The sequence below is a fragment of the Methylobacterium sp. EM32 genome, from assembly GCF_040593685.1.
GTDB lineage: Bacteria > Pseudomonadota > Alphaproteobacteria > Rhizobiales > Beijerinckiaceae > Methylobacterium.
The window spans coordinates 1-19,101 of the sequence record NZ_JBEXZS010000048.1 but is presented as its reverse complement, the minus strand read 5'-3'; the positions used below and the strand labels follow the sequence as shown (position 1 = coordinate 19,101).

Below are 19,101 nucleotides of genomic sequence, written 5' to 3'. Positions count from 1 at the left end.
CTGCCCGTGAGTCTCGTATCCCGGTCCCTCTTCACGACGGACGCCCTGCCCGAGCGCGACCGCTTCGATGCGTGGCGCACGCTGTTCTCCGCCCACACCCTCGACGCCGACCCGGCCGGTTTCGCGGGCCGCATCGAGACGACCCAGGTCGGTCCGATGGCGCTGCGCGTGATGAATGCCGCCCCCCAAGGCCCCGCCCGGTCGCGGTCCCAGATCCGGCGCGACGGCCAGGACGGCTTCATCCTGCATCTGAGCCGGCACGCCTACAGCGTGGAGACCGAGCACGGCGTCGCGGAGGTTCCGGCCGGGGCCGTCAGCCTCAACGACCTGTCGCAGCCCTATCGCCGCAGCCGGGTCCCGGAGACGGGCTCGCTGATCCTCACCCTGCCGCGCGCGTCCGTCGCCGCCCTGCTGCCCGACGAGGAGGCCCTGCACGGGCTGATCCTGAACGGCGGCGCCGGCCGCCTCCTGGCCGATCACCTGCGGAGCCTGTCCGCGCACAGCCACGCGATCACGACGCTGGACGCGGGCCACATCGCCCAGGCCACGCTCCACATGGTCGCGGCCTGTGCGCGCCCGAGCCTGGAGACCGTCGAACGCGCCGGCCTGCCCCTCGAAGCCGCCCGGCTCAGGAGCGCGAAACAGTTCCTGCGCGGCCATCTCTGCACGCCCCTCCGGATCGACGCGATGGCGAAGGCGCTCGGCATGTCGCGTTCGCAGCTCTACCGCCTGTTCGAGCCGGAGGGTGGGATCGCGCGCTACCTCGCGCGCCAGCGCCTCGCGGCGATCCGGATGGCGCTCGACGATCCGCTCGAGCGGCGGTCCATCGGCGAGATCGGGGAGGTCTACGGCTTCGGCACCGGGGCGCTCCTCAGCCGGGCGTTCCGGCAGGCCTACGGCGTGAGCCCGCGCGATTACCGCGCCGCAATCGGGCGGGGGTGAGCCCGCGGATAGTGGCTAAGAGCCTGTTTGCAGGGCTTCCACAGAATCAACGCACTCCGTGTCATCCCGGGGCCGCACAGCGGAGCCCGGGATCCAGAAGCGCGGATGGTTCAGGATAAATCTGGGATCGTCCCGTCTTCTTCTGAACCACCTGCGGCTCTGGATTCCGGGCTCCGCTATGCGGCCCCGGAATGACGCAGAGGGTGAGGAAATCGATGGAGGCCAAACAAATAGGCTCCACCCATGTGGAGAGGGTGCCGGGAGCGTCGGTGATACGCCCCCGGAGTCGGTTCAGGCCGCGACCTGCCCGCTCCCGCCGGCCTCCCGGCTCTCGGCCGCCGCCAGCAGCACGCAGGTCGCCACCACTTCCGCCGCCGCCTCGACCTCGGCGGGCTTCGGGTAGGACGGGGCGAGGCGCAGCAGCCGGTCCTGCGGGTCGCGGCCGTAGGGGTGGGTGGCGCCGGCCGGCGTCAGCGCGAGGCCGCAGCCGGCGGCGAGCGTGACCACGCGGGTGGCGCAGCCCTCCGGCACTTCGAGCAGGATGAAGTAGCCGCCCTCCGGCTCGCTCCAGCGCGCGACGCTGGTGCCGCCGAGGTGGAGCGCCAGGGTCTCGGTCACGGCGCGGAACTTCGGCGCCAGCAGGCGGCGGTGGCCGTCCATCAGCGCGTCGAGCCCGGCCCGGTCGCGCAGGAAGCGGATGTGGCGCAGCTGGTTGAGCTTGTCGGGCCCGATGGTGCGCTTGCCGGCATTGCCGAGGTACCAGCGGACATTGGCCTCGGAGGAAGCGAGCAACGCGAGGCCGGCGCCCGCCAGCGTCACCTTCGAGGTCGAGGCGAAGACGATCGCCCGGTCCGGGTGGCCGGCCTTGGCGCAGGCATCCAGGATATTGCGGAGCTGCGGCCGCCGATCGGTGAGGTGGTGGAGCGCGTAGGCATTGTCCCAGAACAGCCGGAAGTCCGGCGCTCCGGTCTCCATCCGGGCGAGCCGCTCGACCGTGGCGTCGGAATAGGTCTCCCCGCCCGGGTTGGAATATTGCGGCACCGCCCACATCCCCTTCACCCGGGGATCGCGGGCCTCGCGCTCGACCACCTCCATGTCGGGGCCGTCGGCGGTCATCGGAACGGGCACCATGCCGATGCCGTAGGTCTCGCACAGGGCGAAGTGACGGTCGTAGCCCGGCACCGGGCAGAGGAAGCGGATCTCCTCCTCCTTCGACCATGGCCGCTGCCCCCCGGGCACGCCCTTGAGCAGCGCGTAGACGATGCAGTCGTGCATCAGCGCGAGGCTCGAATTGTTGCCGACGACGATCCGCTCGGGCGCCGCGCCGAGCACCGGGGCGAACAGGGCCCGCACCTCGGCGAGACCCTGCACGCCGCCGTAGTTGCGCGCATCCTCGCCGGCCTCGGTGCGGTGGTCGCGGTTGCCCGGCAGGGCCGCCAGCCCCTCCGACAGGTCGAGCTGCTCCGGCGAGGGCTTGCCGCGCGTCATGTCGAGCTTGAGGCCACGGCCCTGGAGAGCGGCGTAGCGGGCCTGGAGATCGGCGAGGGAGGGAATCGCGGTCATGGTCGAATTCGCTGGTGGAACGGAAGGCGCGTCACCTTTGCGCCTCCCGCGCCGCGGAATCCAGCGTTTCGCCCGCGTCCTACTTCGCCTTTTCCGACAGGATGGCGCCGGTGCGCGGATCGGCCCGGAACTTCATCGCCTTGCCGTCCTTCATCCCCTCCCCTTCCCAGTGCCCGTCATCGGCCTCGATCTCGGAGATCATGGTGTAGCCGGCGGCCTCGGCCTTCTGGATCACCTGGCCGATCGGCATCCAGTCGGCCCCGACCTTGTCGGCGAGAGCGGCCGTGCCGGTGCCGGCGAGGATCAGCGCGGCGAGGGCCGGGATGGTCAGCTTGGTCATCGATCGAATCTCCCTTGGTCGGCAACTGCCGTAGGAAGATCGCCGGTCCTGCCGGACGGTTCCGGCCGAGACGAAAAAGGCGGCCCTCGCGGGCCGCCTTCAAGGACAGTCGAGCCGGTGACGGCTTACTCGGCGGGGGTCTCGTCGGAGACCTGGACCGGGCCGGAATCCTTGCCGCGGGCGTCGACGTCGCGATCGACGAACTCGATCACCGCCATCGGGGCGTTGTCGCCGTAGCGGAAGCCCGCCTTCATGATGCGGCAATAGCCGCCCGGGCGGCTCTCGTAGCGGGGGCCGAGCACGTCGAACAGCTTCTTGACCATCACCTCGTCGCCGCGAAGCGCCGCGATCGCCTGGCGGCGGGCGTGCAGGTCGCCGCGCTTGCCGAGGGTGATCAGCTTCTCGACCACGGGACGCAGGTCCTTGGCCTTCGGCAGGGTGGTGATGATCTGCTCGTGCTTGATCAGCGCGGCCGACATGTTCGAGAACATCGCCTTGCGATGCTCGACGGTGCGGTTGAAGCGACGACCCCGGAAACCGTGACGCATGGCTCTCTCCTATTGGTTCTCGGCCGCCGTGCCACGGGTCGGCCGTCCTTTGTGGTGAGTGCGGATTCCCGCCACTCCCGATGCGTCCTCGCGCGAGGACGCATCGGGAGTGGCGGCGCAGGGCCTGCCCTGCGCCGCCGAGAGTGGCCTAGTAGTGCTCCTCGAAGCGCTTGGCCAGGTCCTCGATATTCTCCGGCGGCCAGCCGGGCACGTCCATGCCGAGGTGCAGGCCCATCGCGGCCAGCACTTCCTTGATCTCGTTGAGCGACTTGCGGCCGAAATTCGGCGTGCGCAGCATCTCGGCTTCGGTCTTCTGGATGAGATCGCCGATATAGACGATGTTGTCGTTCTTGAGGCAGTTGGCCGAGCGGACCGAGAGTTCGAGCTCGTCGACCTTCTTGAGCAGGGCCGGATTGAAGGGCAGCTGCGGCGCGAGCGGCGCGGCCTCCTCCTTGCGGGGCTCCTCGAAGTTCACGAAGATCTGGAGCTGGTCCTGGATGATGCGGGCGGCGTAGGCCAGCGCATCCTCGGGCGAGACCGCACCGTTGGTCTCGACCGTCATGGTCAGCTTGTCCTTGTCGAGATCCTGGCCCTCGCGGGTGTTCTCGATGCGGTAGGACACCTTGGTGACCGGCGAGAACAGCGCGTCGACCGGGATCAGGCCGATCGGCGCGTCCTCGGGCCGGTTGCGCTCGGCCGGGACGTAGCCCTTGCCAGCCGACACGGTGAACTCCATGCGGATCTCGGCCCCGTCGTCCAGGGTGCAGAGCACCAGGTCGGGGTTGAGGATCTGCACGTCGCCGACCGTGGCGATGTCGCCCGCGGTGACCAGGCCCGGGCCGGTCTTGCGCAGGGTCATGCGCTTCGGGGTGTCGCTCGACGAGCGGATGGCGATCGTCTTGATGTTGAGGACGATGTCGGTGACGTCCTCGCGCACGCCCGGGATCGACGAGAACTCGTGCAGCACGCCGTCGATGTGGACCGAGGTGACGGCCGCACCCTGGAGCGAGGAGAGGAGCACCCGGCGCAGCGAATTGCCGAGGGTGGTGCCGAAGCCGCGCTCCAGCGGCTCGGCCACTACGGTGGCGATCCGCTTCGGGTCGTGCCCGGGGGTGACTTCGAGCTTGTTCGGCTTGATCAGCTCTTGCCAGTTCTTCTGAATGACCACGTTCGCACCTCTCGCCAACTTACACAGGGGGCGGCCCGATGGGCCCTCCCCTCGCGGTCTCCCCCGCGCCCGGGAGACACCGCCGTCCTGATCTCTCACGCGTTCGAAGCAGGGGCGGTCAGGACGCCGCGCTCCACTGCTCCGGGACCCAGGCGAAGCCGGCGCCGTCGCGCCGGACCTTGCCGAGGGCCGGAAACTCGAGATGCATCCCGGCGACCAGGAGGCGTTCCGCCGCCGCCTGGTCGAGGATGCGCTTGCGCGTGGCGGCGGCCGTCGCGCCGTCCACGTCGAAGGACAGGCCGGCCTCCGGCCGGGCCAGCTGGATCGCCGGCAGATGCACCACGTCGCCCCAGATCAGCAGCGAGTGGTCGCCCGACTGGACCCGGTAGGCGGTGTGGCCCGGCGTGTGGCCGGGCGCCAGGATCGCCTCGATCCCGGGCAGCACCTCGCCCTCGCCGGCCCGGCGGATCCGGTCACCATAGGCGCGAACGAGCGCCCGGGCCCGGCGAAACCCCGCCCTGGCGCCCTCCGGCGCCCGTCCCTCGGCCCCATCGGCGAGCCAGTGGGCGGCCTCGGCCTCGGGTATCACCACCTCGGCATTCGGAAAGGATGCGGCACCGTCGGTGCCCATCAGCCCACCGATATGGTCGGAATGCAGGTGGGTCACCAGCACGGTTCCGATGTCGCCGGGGGCCACGCCGCAGGCCTCGAGCGCCTTCGGCAGATGCCCGAGCGAGGCGGGACCGCTCAGCCCCATCCCGGCATCGACCAGGAGCGGCGCCGGCCCGCCGAGGATCAGGAAGGCGTTGACGGAGATCCGCGGCGCCTCGACACTGCGGAAACCGCGCTCCTGGAGATCCGTGGCCTCCCCGGCGGGAATGCCCTGCACCAGCCCGAGCGACGCCACGAGATGGCCGTCGTTGAGGGCGACCACAACGCGATCGCCCAGCGTCCAGGGGAGGACGCCGGGCCGGACGATGTCGGCTGTGCGGGGTGTCGACACACGATCCTCTTCGCAGGCGGCCCGGGAGGCTTTCGGAAAAACCTCCCGGAACCGGGGACGATCAGACGCGGCGGCGCTTGCGCGGGCGGCAGCCGTTATGCGGGATCGGGGTCACGTCGCGGATCGACGTCACCGTGAAGCCCGCCGCCTGCAGCGCGCGAAGCGCCGACTCACGGCCCGAGCCGGGGCCCGAAACCTCGACCTCGAGGGTGCGCATGCCGTGCTCGGCGGCCTTGCGGCCGGCATCCTCGGCCGCAACCTGGGCGGCGTAGGGGGTCGACTTGCGGGAGCCCTTGAAGCCCATGGCGCCGGCCGACGACCACGAGATCGTGTTGCCCTGGGCGTCCGTGATGGTGATCATCGTGTTGTTGAACGAGGCGTTCACGTGGGCGACGCCCGACACGATGTTCTTGCGTTCGCGACGACGGACGCGGGTTGCTTCCTTGGCCATACTGTCTTTCGATCCTTCAGGCGCGCCCGTGGTGCCAGGCGCTCGGGACGTCTCTCACGAGTAGCGGTGACGGCGCTCGCGCGCCGCCGGTGTCGGGCGGGGGTCTACAAAACGACCCCGCCGATCGTACGCGGATCGCGGCTTACTTCTTCTTGCCAGCGATCGGCTTCGCCTTACCCTTGCGGGTGCGGGCGTTGGTGTGGGTGCGCTGGCCGCGGACCGGCAGGTTGCGGCGGTGGCGCAGGCCACGGTAGCAGCCGAGATCCATCAGGCGCTTGATGTTCATCGAGACTTCGCGGCGCAGATCGCCCTCGACGATGTAGTCGCGGTCGATGGTCTCGCGGATCTGCAGCACCTCGGCGTCGGTGAGCTGGTTCACGCGACGCTCGGCCGGGATGCCGACCTTCTCGGTGATCTCCTCGGCCTTCTTGGCACCGATGCCGTGGATGTACTGGAGCGCGATGACGACGCGCTTGTTGGTCGGGATGTTGACGCCGGCGATACGGGCCATGGTGTTCCTGCTCTCCATCGCGTCCAGGGCATCGGCCCGGACGGCTGTCTCTGTGGTGTTACGCGCGTCCGGTGGAGTCCGGCCCCTGCGCGTCGTCCCGACGGCAAATCGGCCCGGAGCGGCCTCCAGAGAGGCACGCCGGGCCGTCCGGGTCTGAACGAAGGAGCGCCCACTAGCGCGGGCGCGAACCGTTGTCAACTCAGAGCCTGCGTCACGCAGACACGGCCTGGAACGGAGCGAGCAGCGTTTCGAGCTGCTTCGTCACCTCGTCGATCGGCGCCATGCCGTCGACCTGGCGCAGGAGGCCGGTGCCGGCATAATGCGCCGAGAGCGGCGCGGTCTGGGTGCGGTAGGCTTCGAGCCGGGTCTTGAACACCTCCGGCGTGTCGTCCTTGCGCACCGGCTCGCCGCGGGCCTCGGTCTCGGCGGCGCGCTTGGCGATGCGCCCGACCAGCGCCTCCTCGTCGACCTTGAACTCGATCACCGCGTCGAGCGCCAAGCCCTTCTCGGCCAGCATCGTCTCGAGGGAGACGGCCTGCGCCACGGTGCGGGGGAAGCCGTCGAGGATGAAGCCGTTGCGGGCATCCGCTTCCTCGATCCGGTCGGCGACGATGCCGATCACGATGTCGTCGGACACGAGCGCCCCGCTCTCCATCAGGGCCTTGGCCTTGAGACCGACCGGCGTGCCTGCCGCCACCGCGGCGCGCAGCATGTCACCCGTCGAGAGCTGCGGGATTCCGAACCGCTCGACGATCCGCGCCGATTGGGTGCCTTTCCCGGCGCCGGGCGGGCCGAGCAGAATGATCCGCATAACCTGTCACTCCCCCTCCGCCGCGTCCCGCACGGGATCCTTACCTCCCGGGGCGCGGCCTGTCTGCTTGTTCTAGCCCGGGACCCCGCCCGGCCGTTATCCGACCATGCGCCAAGCCCCTGCCCCGACGCAAGGGCGCCCGGTCCGGTTGTACCGGTCCGGGCGTTCGTCCTCGGTCGAGGTCGTCAGCGCCGGCGGGCGCCGCGCAGCTTCGCCTTCTTCACCAAGCCTTCGTACTGGTGCGCCAGCAGGTGGCCGTGGACCTGCGCCACCGTGTCCATGGTCACCGAGACCACGATCAGGAGCGAGGTGCCGCCGAAGTAGAACGGCAGCGAGGCGTACGAGACCAGGATCTCCGGGATGAGGCAGATCACCGTCAGGTAGGCCGCGCCGATCACGGTGATGCGCGACAGGACCTTGTCGATGAACTCGGCGGTGCGCTCGCCCGGCCGAATACCAGGAATGAAGCCGCCATGCTTCTTCAGGTTGTCCGCCGTCTCCTGCGGGTTGAACACCACCGCCGTGTAGAAGAAGGCGAAGAAGATGATCAGGCCTGCGTAGAGCAGCATGTAGAGCGGCCGGCCGTGACCGAGATAGGTCGCCATGGTGGCGATGATGCCGGTGCCGTTCGGATCGGTCTGGAAGCTGGCCGCGGTCGCCGGCAGCAGCAGCAGCGACGAGGCGAAGATCGGCGGGATGACGCCCGAGGTGTTGAGCTTGAGCGGCAGGAACGAGGTCTGGCCCTCGTACATCCGGTTGCCGACCTGGCGCTTGGGGTAGTTGATCAGGAGGCGGCGCTGCGCGCGCTCCATGAAGACGATGAAGTAGACGACGGCCGCCGCCATCACCACCACGCCGAGGATCACCACCGTCGAGAGCGCACCCTGGCGCCCGAGCTCCAGCGTGCCGGCGATCGCCGAGGGCAGGTGTGCGACGATGCCCGCGAAGATGATCAGCGAGGAGCCGTTGCCGATGCCGCGCGAGGTGATCTGCTCGCCGATCCACATCAGGAACAGCGTGCCGCCAGTCAGCGTGATCACGGTCGAGACGAGGAAGAAGGGTCCAGGATCCTGCACGATGCCGCCGGAGCTCTGCAGGCCGACCGCGATGCCCCAGGCCTGGAAGATCGCCAGCACCACCGTGAGGTAGCGGGTGTACTGGTTGAGCACCTTGCGGCCCGACTCGCCCTCCTTCTTCAGCGCCTCGAGCGACGGCACCACCGAGGTGAGCAGCTGCACGATGATCGACGCCGAGATGTACGGCATGATGTTGAGCGCGAAGATCGCCATGCGCTCGACGGCACCGCCGGAGAACATGTTGAACAGGCCGAGCACGCCGCCCTGGGCGTTCGCGAAGCTCTGGCGGAGCGCGTCGGGATCGATGCCGGGCAGCGGGATGTAGGTCCCGAGCCGGTAGACGATCAGGGCGCCCAGGGTGAACCAGATCCGCTTCTTGAGCTCTTCGGCCTTGGCGATGGCGCCGAAGTTGAGGTTGGCGGCGAGCTGCTCGGCTGCAGAGGCCATGGGTTGAGTGTCCTCGGGTCGGTATCCGCGGCTTTGCGGTCAGGGATGGCGGACCATCCCCCAAAACACGAGCGGCGGCCTCGCGCTGGTCGCACGGGCCGCCGCCGATGATCGGTGACTTAAAGTGTGCCTTACGCCGACGCAACCGCGTCGTCGGCGGTCGCGAGCGACTGGGTCACCGAGCCGCCGGCCTTCTCGATCGCCTCGACCGCCGATTTCGACGCACGGGAGACCTGGAAGGTCAGCTTGGCGGTGAGCTCGCCGACGCCGAGGATCTTGACGCCGTCACGAGCCTTGGAGACCACGCCGGCGGCGATCAGCGCCTCGAGGGTCACCGGCGCCGAGGCGTCGAGCTTGCCGGCATCGACCGCCTCCTGGATACGGCCGATATTGACCGCATTGAGGTCGGTCGCGCCCGGGTTGTTGAACCCGCGCTTGGGCAGGCGACGGTGGAGCGGCATCTGGCCGCCCTCGAAGCCCTTGATGGCGACGCCGGAGCGCGCCTTCTGGCCCTTCACGCCGCGGCCGGCGGTCTTGCCCTTGCCGGAGCCGATACCCCGGCCGACGCGCATCCGCTTCTTGGTTGCGCCTTCGTTGTCACGGATTTCGTTGAGCTTCATGGTGCCCTCCTCACGCCGCGTCGTCGAGAACGCGCACGAGGTGATGCACCTTCGCGATCATGCCGCGCACCGATGGGTTGTCGGGCAGGACGGCGATACGGTGCATCTTGTTCAGCTTCAGGCCGATCAGCGTCTGACGCTGGCTGGCCTCGCGGCGGATCGGCGAGCCGATCTGCTGCACGCGGACGGTCTTCTCAGTCATGCCGAGCCTCCCTTACGCCGCGTCGGCGGAATCGGCCGAGGCGGCCGAGTCGGCGTCGCGACGGCGGGCCTGGAGGGCCGAGACCTTGAGACCGCGGCGCGCCGCGACCGAACGGGGCGAATCCTCATTCTTCAGCGCGTCGAAGGTGGCGCGCACGAGGTTGTAGGGGTTCGACGAGCCGAGCGACTTCGCCACCACGTCCTGCATGCCGAGCGTCTCGAAGACCGCGCGCATCGGGCCGCCCGCGATGATGCCGGTACCGGCGGGAGCGGCGCGCAGGATGACCTTGCCGGCGCCGTGACGGCCCTGCACGTCGTGGTGCAGGGTGCGGCCCTCGCGGAGCGCCACGCGAACGAGACCGCGCTTGGCGGCTTCGGTGGCCTTGCGGATGGCCTCGGGAACCTCACGGGCCTTGCCGTGACCGAAACCGACACGACCCTTCTGGTCGCCGACGACGACGAGGGCCGCGAAGCCGAAGCGACGGCCGCCCTTCACCACCTTGGCGACGCGGTTGATGTGGACGAGCTTGTCCACGAACTCGCTGTCGCGCTCCTCGCGGTCGTCGCGGCGACGACCCTCACGCTCACGTGCCATGTGTATTGTCCATCGACTGACGCGGGCGGCGGTCCCGCTCGCTGTTTGAAGTCATCCGCCGTAATGAGAGAGGGAGCCGCCCGGGCCCCCTCGCCTCATGGGACATCGTGCCGATCCTCGTAGCGGGGCGGCGCCCGGAAGGCGCCCTCCCCTACCGGGATCAGAAGTCCAGGCCGCCCTCGCGGGCCGCGTCGGCCAGGGCCTTGACCCGGCCGTGATAGAGGTAGCCCGAGCGGTCGAAGATGACCTGGCTCACGCCGGCCGCCTTGGCGCGCTCCGCCACCAGCTTGCCGACCTCGGTCGCGGCGGCCTTGTCGGCGCCGGTCTTGAGGCGGGCACGCAGGTCCTTGTCGAGGCTCGAAGCGGCGGCCAGCGTGCGGCCGGTCGCGTCGTCGATGACCTGGACGTAGATCTGCTTCGAGGAGCGGAACACCGAGAGCCGCGGACGACCGTTGGCCGCCTTGCGGATCGCCCGCCGGACGCGCGCGCGGCGCCGATCGAGCAGTTCGATTTTGCGAGACATCGGCCGTCCTTACTTCTTCTTGCCTTCCTTGCGGAAGATGAACTCGCCGGCGTACTTCACACCCTTGCCCTTGTAGGGCTCGGGGCCGCGATAATCGCGGATCTCCGCCGCGACCTGGCCGACGCGCTGCTTATCGATGCCGGTGACAACGATCTCGACCGGCTTCGGGGTGGCGATCGTAATCCCCTCGGGGATCGCGTACTCGACGTCGTGGCTGTAGCCGAGCGACAGCTTGAGAACCTTGCCGGCGACCGCGGCGCGGTAACCGACGCCGTTGATCTCCAGCTTCTTCTCGTAGCCCTTGGTCACGCCCTCGACCAGGTTCGAGACCTGGGCGCGGGAGAGGCCCCACATCGCGCGGGCCTCCTTGGTCTGCGACCGGGGCTGGACCGAGATCGCGCCGTTCTCGTGGCTGACCGACACCTGGTCGGGGACACGGAACTGCAGCTCGCCCTTCTGGCCCTTGATCTTCACGTTCTGGCCGTCGACGGTGGCGGTCACGCCGGCCGGCACGGTCACGGGCTTCTTGCCTACGCGGGACATGCTCGTCTCTCCTTTTCGGCTGTCAGGGTCCGAAGGTCAGAAGACCTTGCAGAGCACCTCGCCGCCGACGTTGCGCTCGCGCGCCTCGTGGTCGGCCATGACGCCCTGAGGGGTGGAGACGATGGTGATGCCCAGGCCGTCGGCGACGCGCGGCAGGGTATCGACCGACGAGTAGACCCGGCGGCCCGGCTTGGAGACGCGCTCGATCGAGCGGATCACCGGCTGGCCGTCGAAGTACTTGAGCTCGATCGCGAACTCGGTGCGCCCGTTGCCGTAATCGGTCGTGGCGTAGTCACGGATGTAGCCTTCGGACTTCAGCACGTCGAGGACGCGGGCCCGCAGCTTCGAGCCGGGGGTCTGCACGACGTTGCGACGACGCATCTGGCCGTTGCGGATGCGGGTGAGCATATCGCCCACGGGATCGTTGATCATCTGTGGCGCCCTCCCCTTACCAGCTGGACTTGACCAGACCCGGGATCAGACCCCGGGATCCCAGGTCGCGCAGGGCGACGCGGGAGATGCCGAGCTTGCGGTAGTAAGCCCGGGGACGGCCGGTCATCTCGCAGCGGTTGCGGATGCGGGTCGCGCTGGAGTTCCGGGGCAGCTCCGCCAGCTTGAGGCGCGCCTCGAAGCGCTCCTCCATCGACAGCGACTCGTCGTTGGCAGTGGCCAGCAGCGCCTCGCGCTTCGGGGCGAAGCGCTTGACCAGCTCCCGCCGCTGCTTGTTCTTCTCGATCTTGCTCGTCTTAGCCATGTTCTAGCTCTCCAGTGTCCGCGTATGGGGGCGGTTGGCCCTCACTGCCGGAACGGGAAGTTGAAGTGCTTCAGGAGCGCCCGGGCCTCGGCATCGGTCTTGGCGGTGGTCGCCACGACGATGTCCATACCCCAGGTGTTCTGGGCCTTGTCGTAGTTGATCTCGGGGAACACCAGGTGCTCCTTGATCCCGAGGGCGTAGTTGCCGCGCCCGTCGAACGACTTCGGGTTCAGGCCGCGGAAGTCACGCACGCGCGGCAGCGCGATGGTGATCAGGCGGTCCATGAACTCGTACATGCGCTGCTTGCGCAGCGTGACCTTGCAGCCGATCGGCATGTTCTCGCGGACCTTGAAGGTCGCGATCGCCTTGCGGGCCCGGGTGATCACCGGCTTCTGGCCGACGATCAGGCCGAGATCCTCGGCCGCCACGGTGGCCTTCTTGGAGTCCTGGGTCGACTCGCCGACGCCCATGTTCACGACGATCTTCTCGATCGTCGGCACCTGCATCGGGTTGGTGTAGCCGAACTCCTCGATCAGCTTCGGACGCACCACTTCCTCGTAGTGCTTCTTCAGCCGCGGCGTGTAGCCGTCCTTCAGCGCCTCAGCCATCGATCAGATCTCCCGAGCGCTTCGCGAAGCGAACCTTGCGCCCGTCTTCCAGAATGCGAAAACCGACCCGGGTGGGCTTGCCGTCCTTGGGGTCGGCGACCGCCAGGTTCGACAGGTGGATCGCCGCCTCCTTGGAGATGATCCCGCCCTCGGTGGTCTGGGTCTGGCGCGTGTGGCGCTTCACCAGGTTGATCCCCCGGACCAGGGCCCGATCTTCCTTCGGCATCACCTGGATGACCTCGCCGGTGCGACCCTTGTCGCGGCCGGTCAGGACGACGACCTTGTCGCCCTTCTTCACCTTCGCAGCCATTACAGCACCTCCGGCGCCAGCGAGATGATCTTCATGTGGTTGCGAGCGCGCAGCTCGCGCGGCACGGGCCCGAAGATACGGGTGCCGATCGGCTCCTTCTGGTTGTTGATCAGCACGGCCGCATTGCGGTCGAAGCGGATCACCGAACCGTCGGCCCGACGGACGTCCTTCGCGGTACGAACGACGACCGCCTTCATGACGTCGCCCTTCTTCACGCGGCCCCGCGGAATCGCCTCCTTCACCGACACCACGATGATGTCGCCGACGCCGGCGTACTTGCGCTTGGAACCACCGAGTACCTTGATGCACATCACGCGACGTGCGCCGGAATTGTCGGCGACGTCCAGATTCGTCTGCATCTGGATCACGGCCTAACGCCCTTTCCTTGTTTCAGGCAGGTCTCCGGCGGGCACGATTGCCCGGCGGACGGCAGCCTGATGGGGATCTCGCGTCCCCGTCCATTAAAAGACCGCGCAGCAGCGCGTTTTCACGCACTGGCGCGGTCAACGAACGCGATGAGGAGCGCGTCACACGCCCTTCATGTTTCGGTGGAGGCCGGCCGTCTACACCGGATCGGCCTCGATGGCAAGGAGCCGGAACGCCGAAAGGCGCTCCGCTCCGCCGCGACGGAAAGGGGCGCCGAATGGCGCCCCGTCCTACGCCTCGGCGGTCGCGGCGGCCTCGCCCTCGACCAGCTTCCAGGTCTTGAGCTTGGAATAGGGCCGCGACTCCTCGATGAACACCTGCTGGCCGACCTTGGCCACGTTGTTCTCATCGTGAGCGTGGTAGTTCTTCGACCGGCGGATGGTCTTCTTCATCACCGGGTGGGTGAAGCGACGCTCCACCTTCACGACGATGGTCTTGTCCTGCTTGTCGCTGACGACGACGCCCTGCAGCACGCGCTTCGGCATGGTGGTTCTCCCTTAGCCCTGCGCCGCCTGCAGCGTCTTCTGGCGCTGCAGGGTGCGGACGCGGGCAATGTCGCGGCGCACTTCGCGCACCCGGGCGACGTTCTCGAGCTGACCCGTGGCCCGCTGGAAGCGCAGGTTGAACTGCTCCTTCTTCAGGTTCAGGAGCTCTTCGCCGAGCTGATCCGGCGACAGCGCGCTCAGGTCAGACAGCCTCTGGCTCGACTTCATCTCGAATATTCTCCTCAGTCGGCGATGCGCTGGATGAAGCGCGTGCGGACCGGCAGCTTGGCGGCACCCAGGCGCAGCGCCTCGCGGGCGATGTCCTCGGCCACGCCGTCGATCTCGAACATGATGCGGCCCGGATGCACGCGAGCGGCCCAGTATTCGGGCGCGCCCTTGCCGGAGCCCATGCGGACCTCGGTCGGCTTCGCGGTCACGGGGACGTCGGGGAAGATCCGGATCCAGACCCGGCCCTGACGCTTCATCTCGCGGGTGATCGCGCGGCGGGCCGCCTCGATCTGACGCGCGGTGACCCGCTCCGGCTCCATGGCCTTGAGGCCGTAGGCGCCGAAGTTCAGGTCAGTTCCGCCCTTCGCGAAGCCGTGGATGCGGCCCTTGAACTGCTTGCGGAACTTCGTCTTCTTGGGTTGCAGCATGGCAGCCTCTCAAAACTGAAGGGCGGGGGAAGCGCGGCCCTTAGGCCGCGTCCCGTCCGCCGCGCTCGCCGCGCTCACGGTCGCGACGTCCGCCGGAACGGCCGCCCTCCTCGTGCGCGCGCTTGTCCTGCGCCATCGGGTCGTGCTCGAGGATCTCGCCCTTGAACACCCACACCTTGATGCCGCAGGTCCCGTAGGTGGTGAACGCCGTGGCCGTGCCGTAATCGACGTCGGCGCGCAGGGTATGCAGGGGCACGCGGCCCTCGCGGTACCACTCGAGCCGGGCGATCTCGGCTCCGCCGAGGCGGCCGGAGCAGTTGATGCGGATGCCCTCGGCGCCGAGACGCATCGCCGACTGCACGGCGCGCTTCATGGCGCGACGGAAGGCGACGCGACGCTCGAGCTGCTGGGCGATCGAGTCGGCCACCAGGGTGGCGTCGACCTCGGGCTTGCGCACCTCGACGATGTTGATCGTCACGTCGGCCTTGGTCATCGAATTGACCAGCTTGCGCAGCTTCTCGATGTCCGCGCCCTTCTTGCCGATCACCACGCCCGGACGGCCCGAGTGGATGGTGACGCGGCACTTCTTGTGCGGGCGCTCGATGACGATCTTGGAGACGGCGGCCTGCTTGAGCTGCTTGAGCAGCGCTTTGCGGATCGCGACGTCCTCGTGCATCAGGCGAGCGTACTCGCCCTTGTTGGCGTACCAGCGCGAGTCCCAGGTCCGGTTGATGCCGAGCCGGAGACCGATCGGGTTGACTTTCTGGCCCATCGATTCCTCCTCAGGCGGCTTCGGCCGGGACTTCCCGCACCACGATGGTGAGGTTCGCGAACGGCTTCAGGATGCGGGCGCCACGGCCGCGGGCGCGGGCGTGGAAGCGCTTCAGGACGAGCGCCTTGCCGACATAGGCCTCCTTGACGACGAGATCGTCCACGTCGAGGTCGTGGTTGTTCTCGGCGTTGGCGATCGCGCTCTCGAGGCACTTCTTGACGTCGACCGCGATCCGCTTGCGCGAGAATTGCAGGTCGGCCAGAGCGGTCGAGACCTTCTTGCCGCGGATCAGCTGCGCCACCAGGTTCAGCTTCTGCGGGCTGACGCGCAGCATGCGCGCGACGGCCTTCGCCTCGTTCTGGGGGAGCGCGCGGGGTGCTGCTGCCTTGCCCATATCAGCGCCTCTTCGCCTTCTTGTCGGCCGCGTGACCGTGGAAGGTCCGGGTCGGCGAGAACTCGCCGAACTTGTGACCGACCATTTCCTCGGAAACGTAGACCGGAATGTGCTTCTGACCGTTGTAGACCCCGAAGGTCAGACCAACGAAATGCGGGAGGATCGTGGAGCGACGGCTCCAGATCTTGATCACCTCGTTGCGGGTGGAGCCGCGCGCGGCGTCCGCCTTCTTGAGGAGGTAGCCGTCGACGAACGGCCCCTTCCAGATTGAACGTGCCATGGGACGAAGCCCTTACTTCTTGCGGTTGTGGCGGCTCGACACGATGAACGTGTCGGTGCGCTTGTTCGAGCGGGTCTTCTTGCCCTTGGTGGGGATACCCCACGGCGTGACCGGATGACGACCGCCCGAGGTGCGACCCTCGCCGCCGCCGTGCGGGTGGTCGATCGGGTTCATGGCGACGCCGCGGTTGTGCGGACGCCGGCCGAGCCAGCGGTTGCGGCCCGCCTTGCCGAGCGAGATGTTCATGTGGTCGGGGTTCGAGACCGCGCCCACCGTCGCGTAGCACTGGCCGTGCACCAGGCGCTGCTCGCCCGAGTTCAGGCGCAGCGTGACGTAGCCCTGGTCGCGGCCGACGATCTGGGCGTAGTTGCCCGCGGACCGGGCGATCGCCCCGCCCTTGCCGATCTTCAGCTCGACGTTGTGCACGATCGTGCCGACCGGCATGTTGCCGAGCGGCATGGCGTTGCCGGGCTTGATGTCGACCTGCTCGCCCGAGACGACGCGGTCGCCGGCCTTCACCCGCTGCGGCGCCAGGATGTAGCTCTGCGCCCCACCCTCGTAGCTCACCAGCGCGATGAACGCCGTGCGGTTCGGATCGTACTCGATCCGCTCGACGGTGCCGACCTTGCCGGCGTGCTCACGCCGCTTGAAGTCGATGTTGCGCAGCGTCCGCTTGTGGCCGCCGCCGCGGAAGCGCACGGTGACGCGACCGAGGTTGTTGCGGCCGCCGCTGGACGACTTGCCCACCGTCAGCGACTTGACCGGCTTGCCCTTGTAGAGTTCCGAACGGTCCACGATCACGAGCTGGCGAAGGCTCGGCGTGACCGGCTTGAATGTCTTCAAAGCCATTGGCTTGTTCCCTTACGCCGTTCCCCTCAGAGCCCGGTCGTGACGTCGATGCTCTGACCCTCTTCGAGGGTCACGATCGCCTTCTTCACGTCCGAACGCTGGCCGCGCTGACCGCGGAACATCTTGCTCTTGCCCTTGGTGGTGAGCGTGTTGACGCTCTTCACCTTGACCTCGAACAGCTTCTCCACCGCTTCCTTGATCTGCGGCTTCGTCGCCTTCGGGGCCACCCGGAACACAACCTTGTTGAGCTCCGAGAGGTTGGTCGCCTTCTCGGTGATGACCGGGGAGACGATCACGTCGTAGTGGCGCGGATCAGCGCTCATTTGAATCGCGCCTCCAGCGCATCGACGGCGGCGCGGGTCAGCACGAGCTTCTCGCGGCGCAGGATGTCGTAGACGTTGATGCCCTGCACCGGCAGGACGTCGATCTGCGGCAGGTTGCGGGCCGCACGGGCGAAGTTCTGGTCGAGCTCGGCGCCGCCGATGATCAGGGCGTTCGAGAGCGACAGCTTGCCGAACCGCTCCTTGAGCGCCTTGGTCTTGCCCTCATCGAGGCGGGCATCGTCCATGACGATCAGCTCGGCGCTCTTGACCTTGGCCGAGAGGGCGTGGCGGAGCGCAAGCGCCCGCACCTTCTTGGGCAGGTCGTGGGCGTGCGAGCGGGTGACCGGGCCGTGGGCACGGGCGCCGCCGCGGAACTGCGGAGCGGAGGCGGCGCCGTGACGGGCGTTACCGGTGCCCTTCTGCTTGTACAGCTTCTTGGTCGTGCGGGCGATCTCGCCGCGCTGCTTGGTCTGGTGGGTCCCAGCCTGGCGCTTGGCGAGCTGCCAGCGGACGCAGCGCTGCAGCAGGTCGGCGCGGGGCTCGAGGCCGAAGATGGCCTCGTCGAGCTCGACCGAGCCGGCCTCGGCGCCGTCGAGCGTGGTGATCTCGAACTTCATCACGCGTTCTCCTCGGTGGCCGGAGCCGCGGGAGCCTCGACCTGAGCCTCAGCGGGGGTCTCCGACGGAGCAGCGGCCTGCTCGCGGAACTTGCCCGGCATCGGGGCATCGGCCGGCAGCTTGCGCTTCACGGCGTCGCGGACGAAGATCCAGCCGCCGTCGACGCCCGGGACCGAGCCCTCGACCAGGATCAGGCCGCGCTCGACATCGGTGCGCACGACGCGCAGGTTCTGGGTCGTCACCCGCTCGACACCGAGATGGCCCGGCATCTTCTTGTTCTTGAAGGTCTTGCCCGGGTCCTGACGGCCGCCGGTCGAACCGATCGAACGGTGCGAGATCGACACGCCGTGGGTGGCGCGCAGACCGCCGAAGTTCCAGCGCTTCATGCCGCCGGCGAAACCCTTACCGGTGGTCGTGCCCGTCACATCGACGAACTGACCGGCCAGGAAGTGGTCCGCGGTGATCTCGGCGCCGACCGGGATGATCGCGTCCTCGCTGACGCGGAACTCGGCCAGCTTGCGCTTCGGCTCGACCTTCGCGACGGCGAAATGGCCGCGCTGGGCCTTCGTGACGTTCTTGACCTTGGCCTTGCCGACGCCGACCTGGAGCGCGACGTAGCCGTTCTTCTCGACCGTACGGTGGGCGACCACCTGGCACTGATCGACCTTGAGCACCGTGACCGGAACATGCTCGCCAGCGTCCGTGAAGACGCGGGTCATGCCGACCTTCTGTGCAATGACTCCTGAGCGCATGGTTCTCCCCCGCGCAGCCTAGTGAAGCTCTAAGAACCCGAAGGTCCTCAGAGCTTGATCTCCACGTCGACGCCGGCGGCGAGGTCGAGCTTCATCAGCGCGTCCACGGTCTGGGGCGTCGGATCGACGATGTCGAGCACGCGCTTGTGGGTGCGCATCTCGAACTGCTCGCGCGACTTCTTGTCGATGTGGGGCGAGCGGTTGACGGTGAAGCGCTCGATCCGGGTCGGCAGCGGGATCGGCCCGCGGACCTGGGCCCCGGTCCGCTTCGCCGTCGAGACGATCTCGCGGGTCGACGAATCCAGGATGCGATGATCGAACGCCTTGAGGCGAATGCGGATATTCTGGCCGTTCATGTGATGTCTACCTCGCGACGGGATGGGGCGGGCACGAGGCCCGCCCCGTCACCTGTCCGCTCGTGGAAGCGCCTGGACGCTTACTCGGTGATGGAGGCGACGACGCCGGCGCCGACGGTGCGGCCGCCCTCGCGGATGGCGAAGCGCAGCTTCTCCTCCATCGCGATCGGCACGATC

31 protein-coding genes and 1 pseudogene are annotated in these 19,101 nt (G+C 68.3%); 1 reads left to right on the top strand and 31 read right to left on the bottom strand.

Annotation, left to right across the window (positions count from 1 at the left end):
• Nucleotides 1–6: 6 nt before the first annotated feature.
• Nucleotides 7–942, top strand: a complete 936-nt coding sequence (locus tag ABZT49_RS07545) for a helix-turn-helix domain-containing protein (protein ID WP_355285021.1) — start codon at nt 7–9, stop codon at nt 940–942.
• 291 nt (nt 943–1,233) lie between these two features.
• Here the strand turns inward: ABZT49_RS07545 and ABZT49_RS07540 are convergent, their stop codons facing one another.
• From ABZT49_RS07540 to ABZT49_RS07390, 31 genes and pseudogenes are all read right to left on the bottom strand, one after another.
• Nucleotides 1,234–2,505, bottom strand: a complete 1,272-nt coding sequence (locus tag ABZT49_RS07540) for an aminotransferase class I/II-fold pyridoxal phosphate-dependent enzyme (RefSeq protein ID WP_355285019.1) — start codon at nt 2,503–2,505, stop codon at nt 1,234–1,236.
• A 79-nt stretch (nt 2,506–2,584) separates the two neighbouring features.
• Nucleotides 2,585–2,845 carry a PepSY domain-containing protein gene (locus ABZT49_RS07535; protein ID WP_355285018.1) on the bottom strand — a complete coding sequence of 87 codons (261 nt, stop codon included), beginning with the start codon at nt 2,843–2,845 and terminating at the stop codon, nt 2,585–2,587.
• Nucleotides 2,846–2,970: 125 nt separating this feature from the next.
• Nucleotides 2,971–3,393, bottom strand: coding sequence for a 50S ribosomal protein L17 (rplQ, locus tag ABZT49_RS07530; protein WP_093569140.1), 423 nt, complete (start codon nt 3,391–3,393; stop codon nt 2,971–2,973).
• Between the two features lie 148 nt (nt 3,394–3,541).
• On the bottom strand, nt 3,542–4,579 hold the full coding sequence (locus ABZT49_RS07525; protein WP_206289816.1) for a DNA-directed RNA polymerase subunit alpha: 1,038 nt from the start codon (nt 4,577–4,579) through the stop codon (nt 3,542–3,544).
• Nucleotides 4,580–4,679: 100 nt separating this feature from the next.
• Nucleotides 4,680–5,564: an MBL fold metallo-hydrolase gene (locus ABZT49_RS07520; RefSeq protein ID WP_355285016.1), complete on the bottom strand. Its 885-nt coding sequence runs from the start codon at nt 5,562–5,564 to the stop codon at nt 4,680–4,682.
• A gap of 61 nt (nt 5,565–5,625) precedes the next feature.
• Nucleotides 5,626–6,015, bottom strand: coding sequence for a 30S ribosomal protein S11 (rpsK, locus tag ABZT49_RS07515; protein ID WP_015928609.1), 390 nt, complete (start codon nt 6,013–6,015; stop codon nt 5,626–5,628).
• Nucleotides 6,016–6,157: 142 nt separating this feature from the next.
• Nucleotides 6,158–6,526 (bottom strand): 30S ribosomal protein S13, encoded by a 369-nt coding sequence (rpsM, locus tag ABZT49_RS07510; RefSeq protein WP_109960465.1) that lies wholly within the window; start codon nt 6,524–6,526, stop codon nt 6,158–6,160.
• Between the two features lie 211 nt (nt 6,527–6,737).
• Entirely contained in the window at nt 6,738–7,337 is a 600-nt protein-coding gene (locus ABZT49_RS07505; protein WP_355285015.1) for an adenylate kinase, read from the bottom strand.
• Between the two features lie 185 nt (nt 7,338–7,522).
• Entirely contained in the window at nt 7,523–8,860 is a 1,338-nt protein-coding gene (gene secY, locus ABZT49_RS07500) for a preprotein translocase subunit SecY (RefSeq protein ID WP_165085701.1), read from the bottom strand.
• Nucleotides 8,861–8,991: 131 nt separating this feature from the next.
• Nucleotides 8,992–9,480: a 50S ribosomal protein L15 gene (gene rplO, locus ABZT49_RS07495; RefSeq protein WP_093569143.1), complete on the bottom strand. Its 489-nt coding sequence runs from the start codon at nt 9,478–9,480 to the stop codon at nt 8,992–8,994.
• Between the two features lie 10 nt (nt 9,481–9,490).
• Nucleotides 9,491–9,682, bottom strand: a complete 192-nt coding sequence (gene rpmD / locus ABZT49_RS07490; RefSeq protein WP_093569144.1) for a 50S ribosomal protein L30 — start codon at nt 9,680–9,682, stop codon at nt 9,491–9,493.
• Between the two features lie 12 nt (nt 9,683–9,694).
• On the bottom strand, nt 9,695–10,276 hold the full coding sequence (gene rpsE, locus ABZT49_RS07485) for a 30S ribosomal protein S5 (RefSeq protein WP_048425830.1): 582 nt from the start codon (nt 10,274–10,276) through the stop codon (nt 9,695–9,697).
• 160 nt (nt 10,277–10,436) lie between these two features.
• Nucleotides 10,437–10,799 carry a 50S ribosomal protein L18 gene (gene rplR, locus ABZT49_RS07480; protein ID WP_048431923.1) on the bottom strand — a complete coding sequence of 121 codons (363 nt, stop codon included), beginning with the start codon at nt 10,797–10,799 and terminating at the stop codon, nt 10,437–10,439.
• A gap of 9 nt (nt 10,800–10,808) precedes the next feature.
• Nucleotides 10,809–11,342, bottom strand: a complete 534-nt coding sequence (gene rplF / locus ABZT49_RS07475) for a 50S ribosomal protein L6 (protein ID WP_109973764.1) — start codon at nt 11,340–11,342, stop codon at nt 10,809–10,811.
• 36 nt (nt 11,343–11,378) lie between these two features.
• Entirely contained in the window at nt 11,379–11,774 is a 396-nt protein-coding gene (rpsH, locus tag ABZT49_RS07470; RefSeq protein ID WP_048425827.1) for a 30S ribosomal protein S8, read from the bottom strand.
• A gap of 16 nt (nt 11,775–11,790) precedes the next feature.
• Nucleotides 11,791–12,096, bottom strand: coding sequence for a 30S ribosomal protein S14 (gene rpsN, locus ABZT49_RS07465; RefSeq protein ID WP_048431920.1), 306 nt, complete (start codon nt 12,094–12,096; stop codon nt 11,791–11,793).
• Between the two features lie 41 nt (nt 12,097–12,137).
• On the bottom strand, nt 12,138–12,704 hold the full coding sequence (gene rplE, locus ABZT49_RS07460; RefSeq protein ID WP_048425825.1) for a 50S ribosomal protein L5: 567 nt from the start codon (nt 12,702–12,704) through the stop codon (nt 12,138–12,140).
• The gene (gene rplX, locus ABZT49_RS07455; RefSeq protein ID WP_093569147.1) at nt 12,697–13,014 is read right to left on the bottom strand and encodes a 50S ribosomal protein L24; all 318 of its coding nucleotides are present in this window, start codon (nt 13,012–13,014) and stop codon (nt 12,697–12,699) included. The genes rplE and rplX overlap by 8 nt, the downstream gene beginning before the upstream one ends.
• Complete coding sequence (rplN, locus tag ABZT49_RS07450; RefSeq protein WP_048425823.1) at nt 13,014–13,382, bottom strand: 50S ribosomal protein L14; 369 nt, start codon at nt 13,380–13,382, stop codon at nt 13,014–13,016. Before rplN ends, rplX begins: the two co-directional genes overlap by 1 nt.
• A gap of 288 nt (nt 13,383–13,670) precedes the next feature.
• Complete coding sequence (gene rpsQ / locus ABZT49_RS07445; protein ID WP_355285012.1) at nt 13,671–13,925, bottom strand: 30S ribosomal protein S17; 255 nt, start codon at nt 13,923–13,925, stop codon at nt 13,671–13,673.
• A 12-nt stretch (nt 13,926–13,937) separates the two neighbouring features.
• A complete protein-coding gene (gene rpmC, locus ABZT49_RS07440; protein WP_048425821.1) occupies nt 13,938–14,153 on the bottom strand; it encodes a 50S ribosomal protein L29 in 216 nt (71 codons plus the stop codon).
• 14 nt (nt 14,154–14,167) lie between these two features.
• Nucleotides 14,168–14,581, bottom strand: a complete 414-nt coding sequence (gene rplP, locus ABZT49_RS07435) for a 50S ribosomal protein L16 (protein WP_109973762.1) — start codon at nt 14,579–14,581, stop codon at nt 14,168–14,170.
• 40 nt (nt 14,582–14,621) lie between these two features.
• A complete protein-coding gene (gene rpsC, locus ABZT49_RS07430) occupies nt 14,622–15,353 on the bottom strand; it encodes a 30S ribosomal protein S3 (protein WP_093569150.1) in 732 nt (243 codons plus the stop codon).
• 10 nt (nt 15,354–15,363) lie between these two features.
• The gene (gene rplV / locus ABZT49_RS07425) at nt 15,364–15,747 is read right to left on the bottom strand and encodes a 50S ribosomal protein L22 (RefSeq protein WP_048444830.1); all 384 of its coding nucleotides are present in this window, start codon (nt 15,745–15,747) and stop codon (nt 15,364–15,366) included.
• Between the two features lies 1 nt (nt 15,748).
• Complete coding sequence (gene rpsS, locus ABZT49_RS07420) at nt 15,749–16,027, bottom strand: 30S ribosomal protein S19 (protein ID WP_355285010.1); 279 nt, start codon at nt 16,025–16,027, stop codon at nt 15,749–15,751.
• Between the two features lie 12 nt (nt 16,028–16,039).
• Nucleotides 16,040–16,876, bottom strand: a complete 837-nt coding sequence (gene rplB / locus ABZT49_RS07415; RefSeq protein ID WP_109973761.1) for a 50S ribosomal protein L2 — start codon at nt 16,874–16,876, stop codon at nt 16,040–16,042.
• A 26-nt stretch (nt 16,877–16,902) separates the two neighbouring features.
• The gene (locus tag ABZT49_RS07410) at nt 16,903–17,199 is read right to left on the bottom strand and encodes a 50S ribosomal protein L23 (protein WP_355285007.1); all 297 of its coding nucleotides are present in this window, start codon (nt 17,197–17,199) and stop codon (nt 16,903–16,905) included.
• Nucleotides 17,196–17,816: a 50S ribosomal protein L4 gene (gene rplD, locus ABZT49_RS07405; RefSeq protein WP_355285006.1), complete on the bottom strand. Its 621-nt coding sequence runs from the start codon at nt 17,814–17,816 to the stop codon at nt 17,196–17,198. Before rplD ends, ABZT49_RS07410 begins: the two co-directional genes overlap by 4 nt.
• Complete coding sequence (rplC, locus tag ABZT49_RS07400; protein WP_355285004.1) at nt 17,816–18,568, bottom strand: 50S ribosomal protein L3; 753 nt, start codon at nt 18,566–18,568, stop codon at nt 17,816–17,818. The genes rplD and rplC overlap by 1 nt, the downstream gene beginning before the upstream one ends.
• Nucleotides 18,569–18,615: 47 nt before the next feature.
• Entirely contained in the window at nt 18,616–18,924 is a 309-nt protein-coding gene (rpsJ, locus tag ABZT49_RS07395; protein ID WP_012330343.1) for a 30S ribosomal protein S10, read from the bottom strand.
• An 80-nt stretch (nt 18,925–19,004) separates the two neighbouring features.
• A pseudogene (locus ABZT49_RS07390) lies at nt 19,005–19,101 on the bottom strand (elongation factor Tu); the annotation flags it as partial.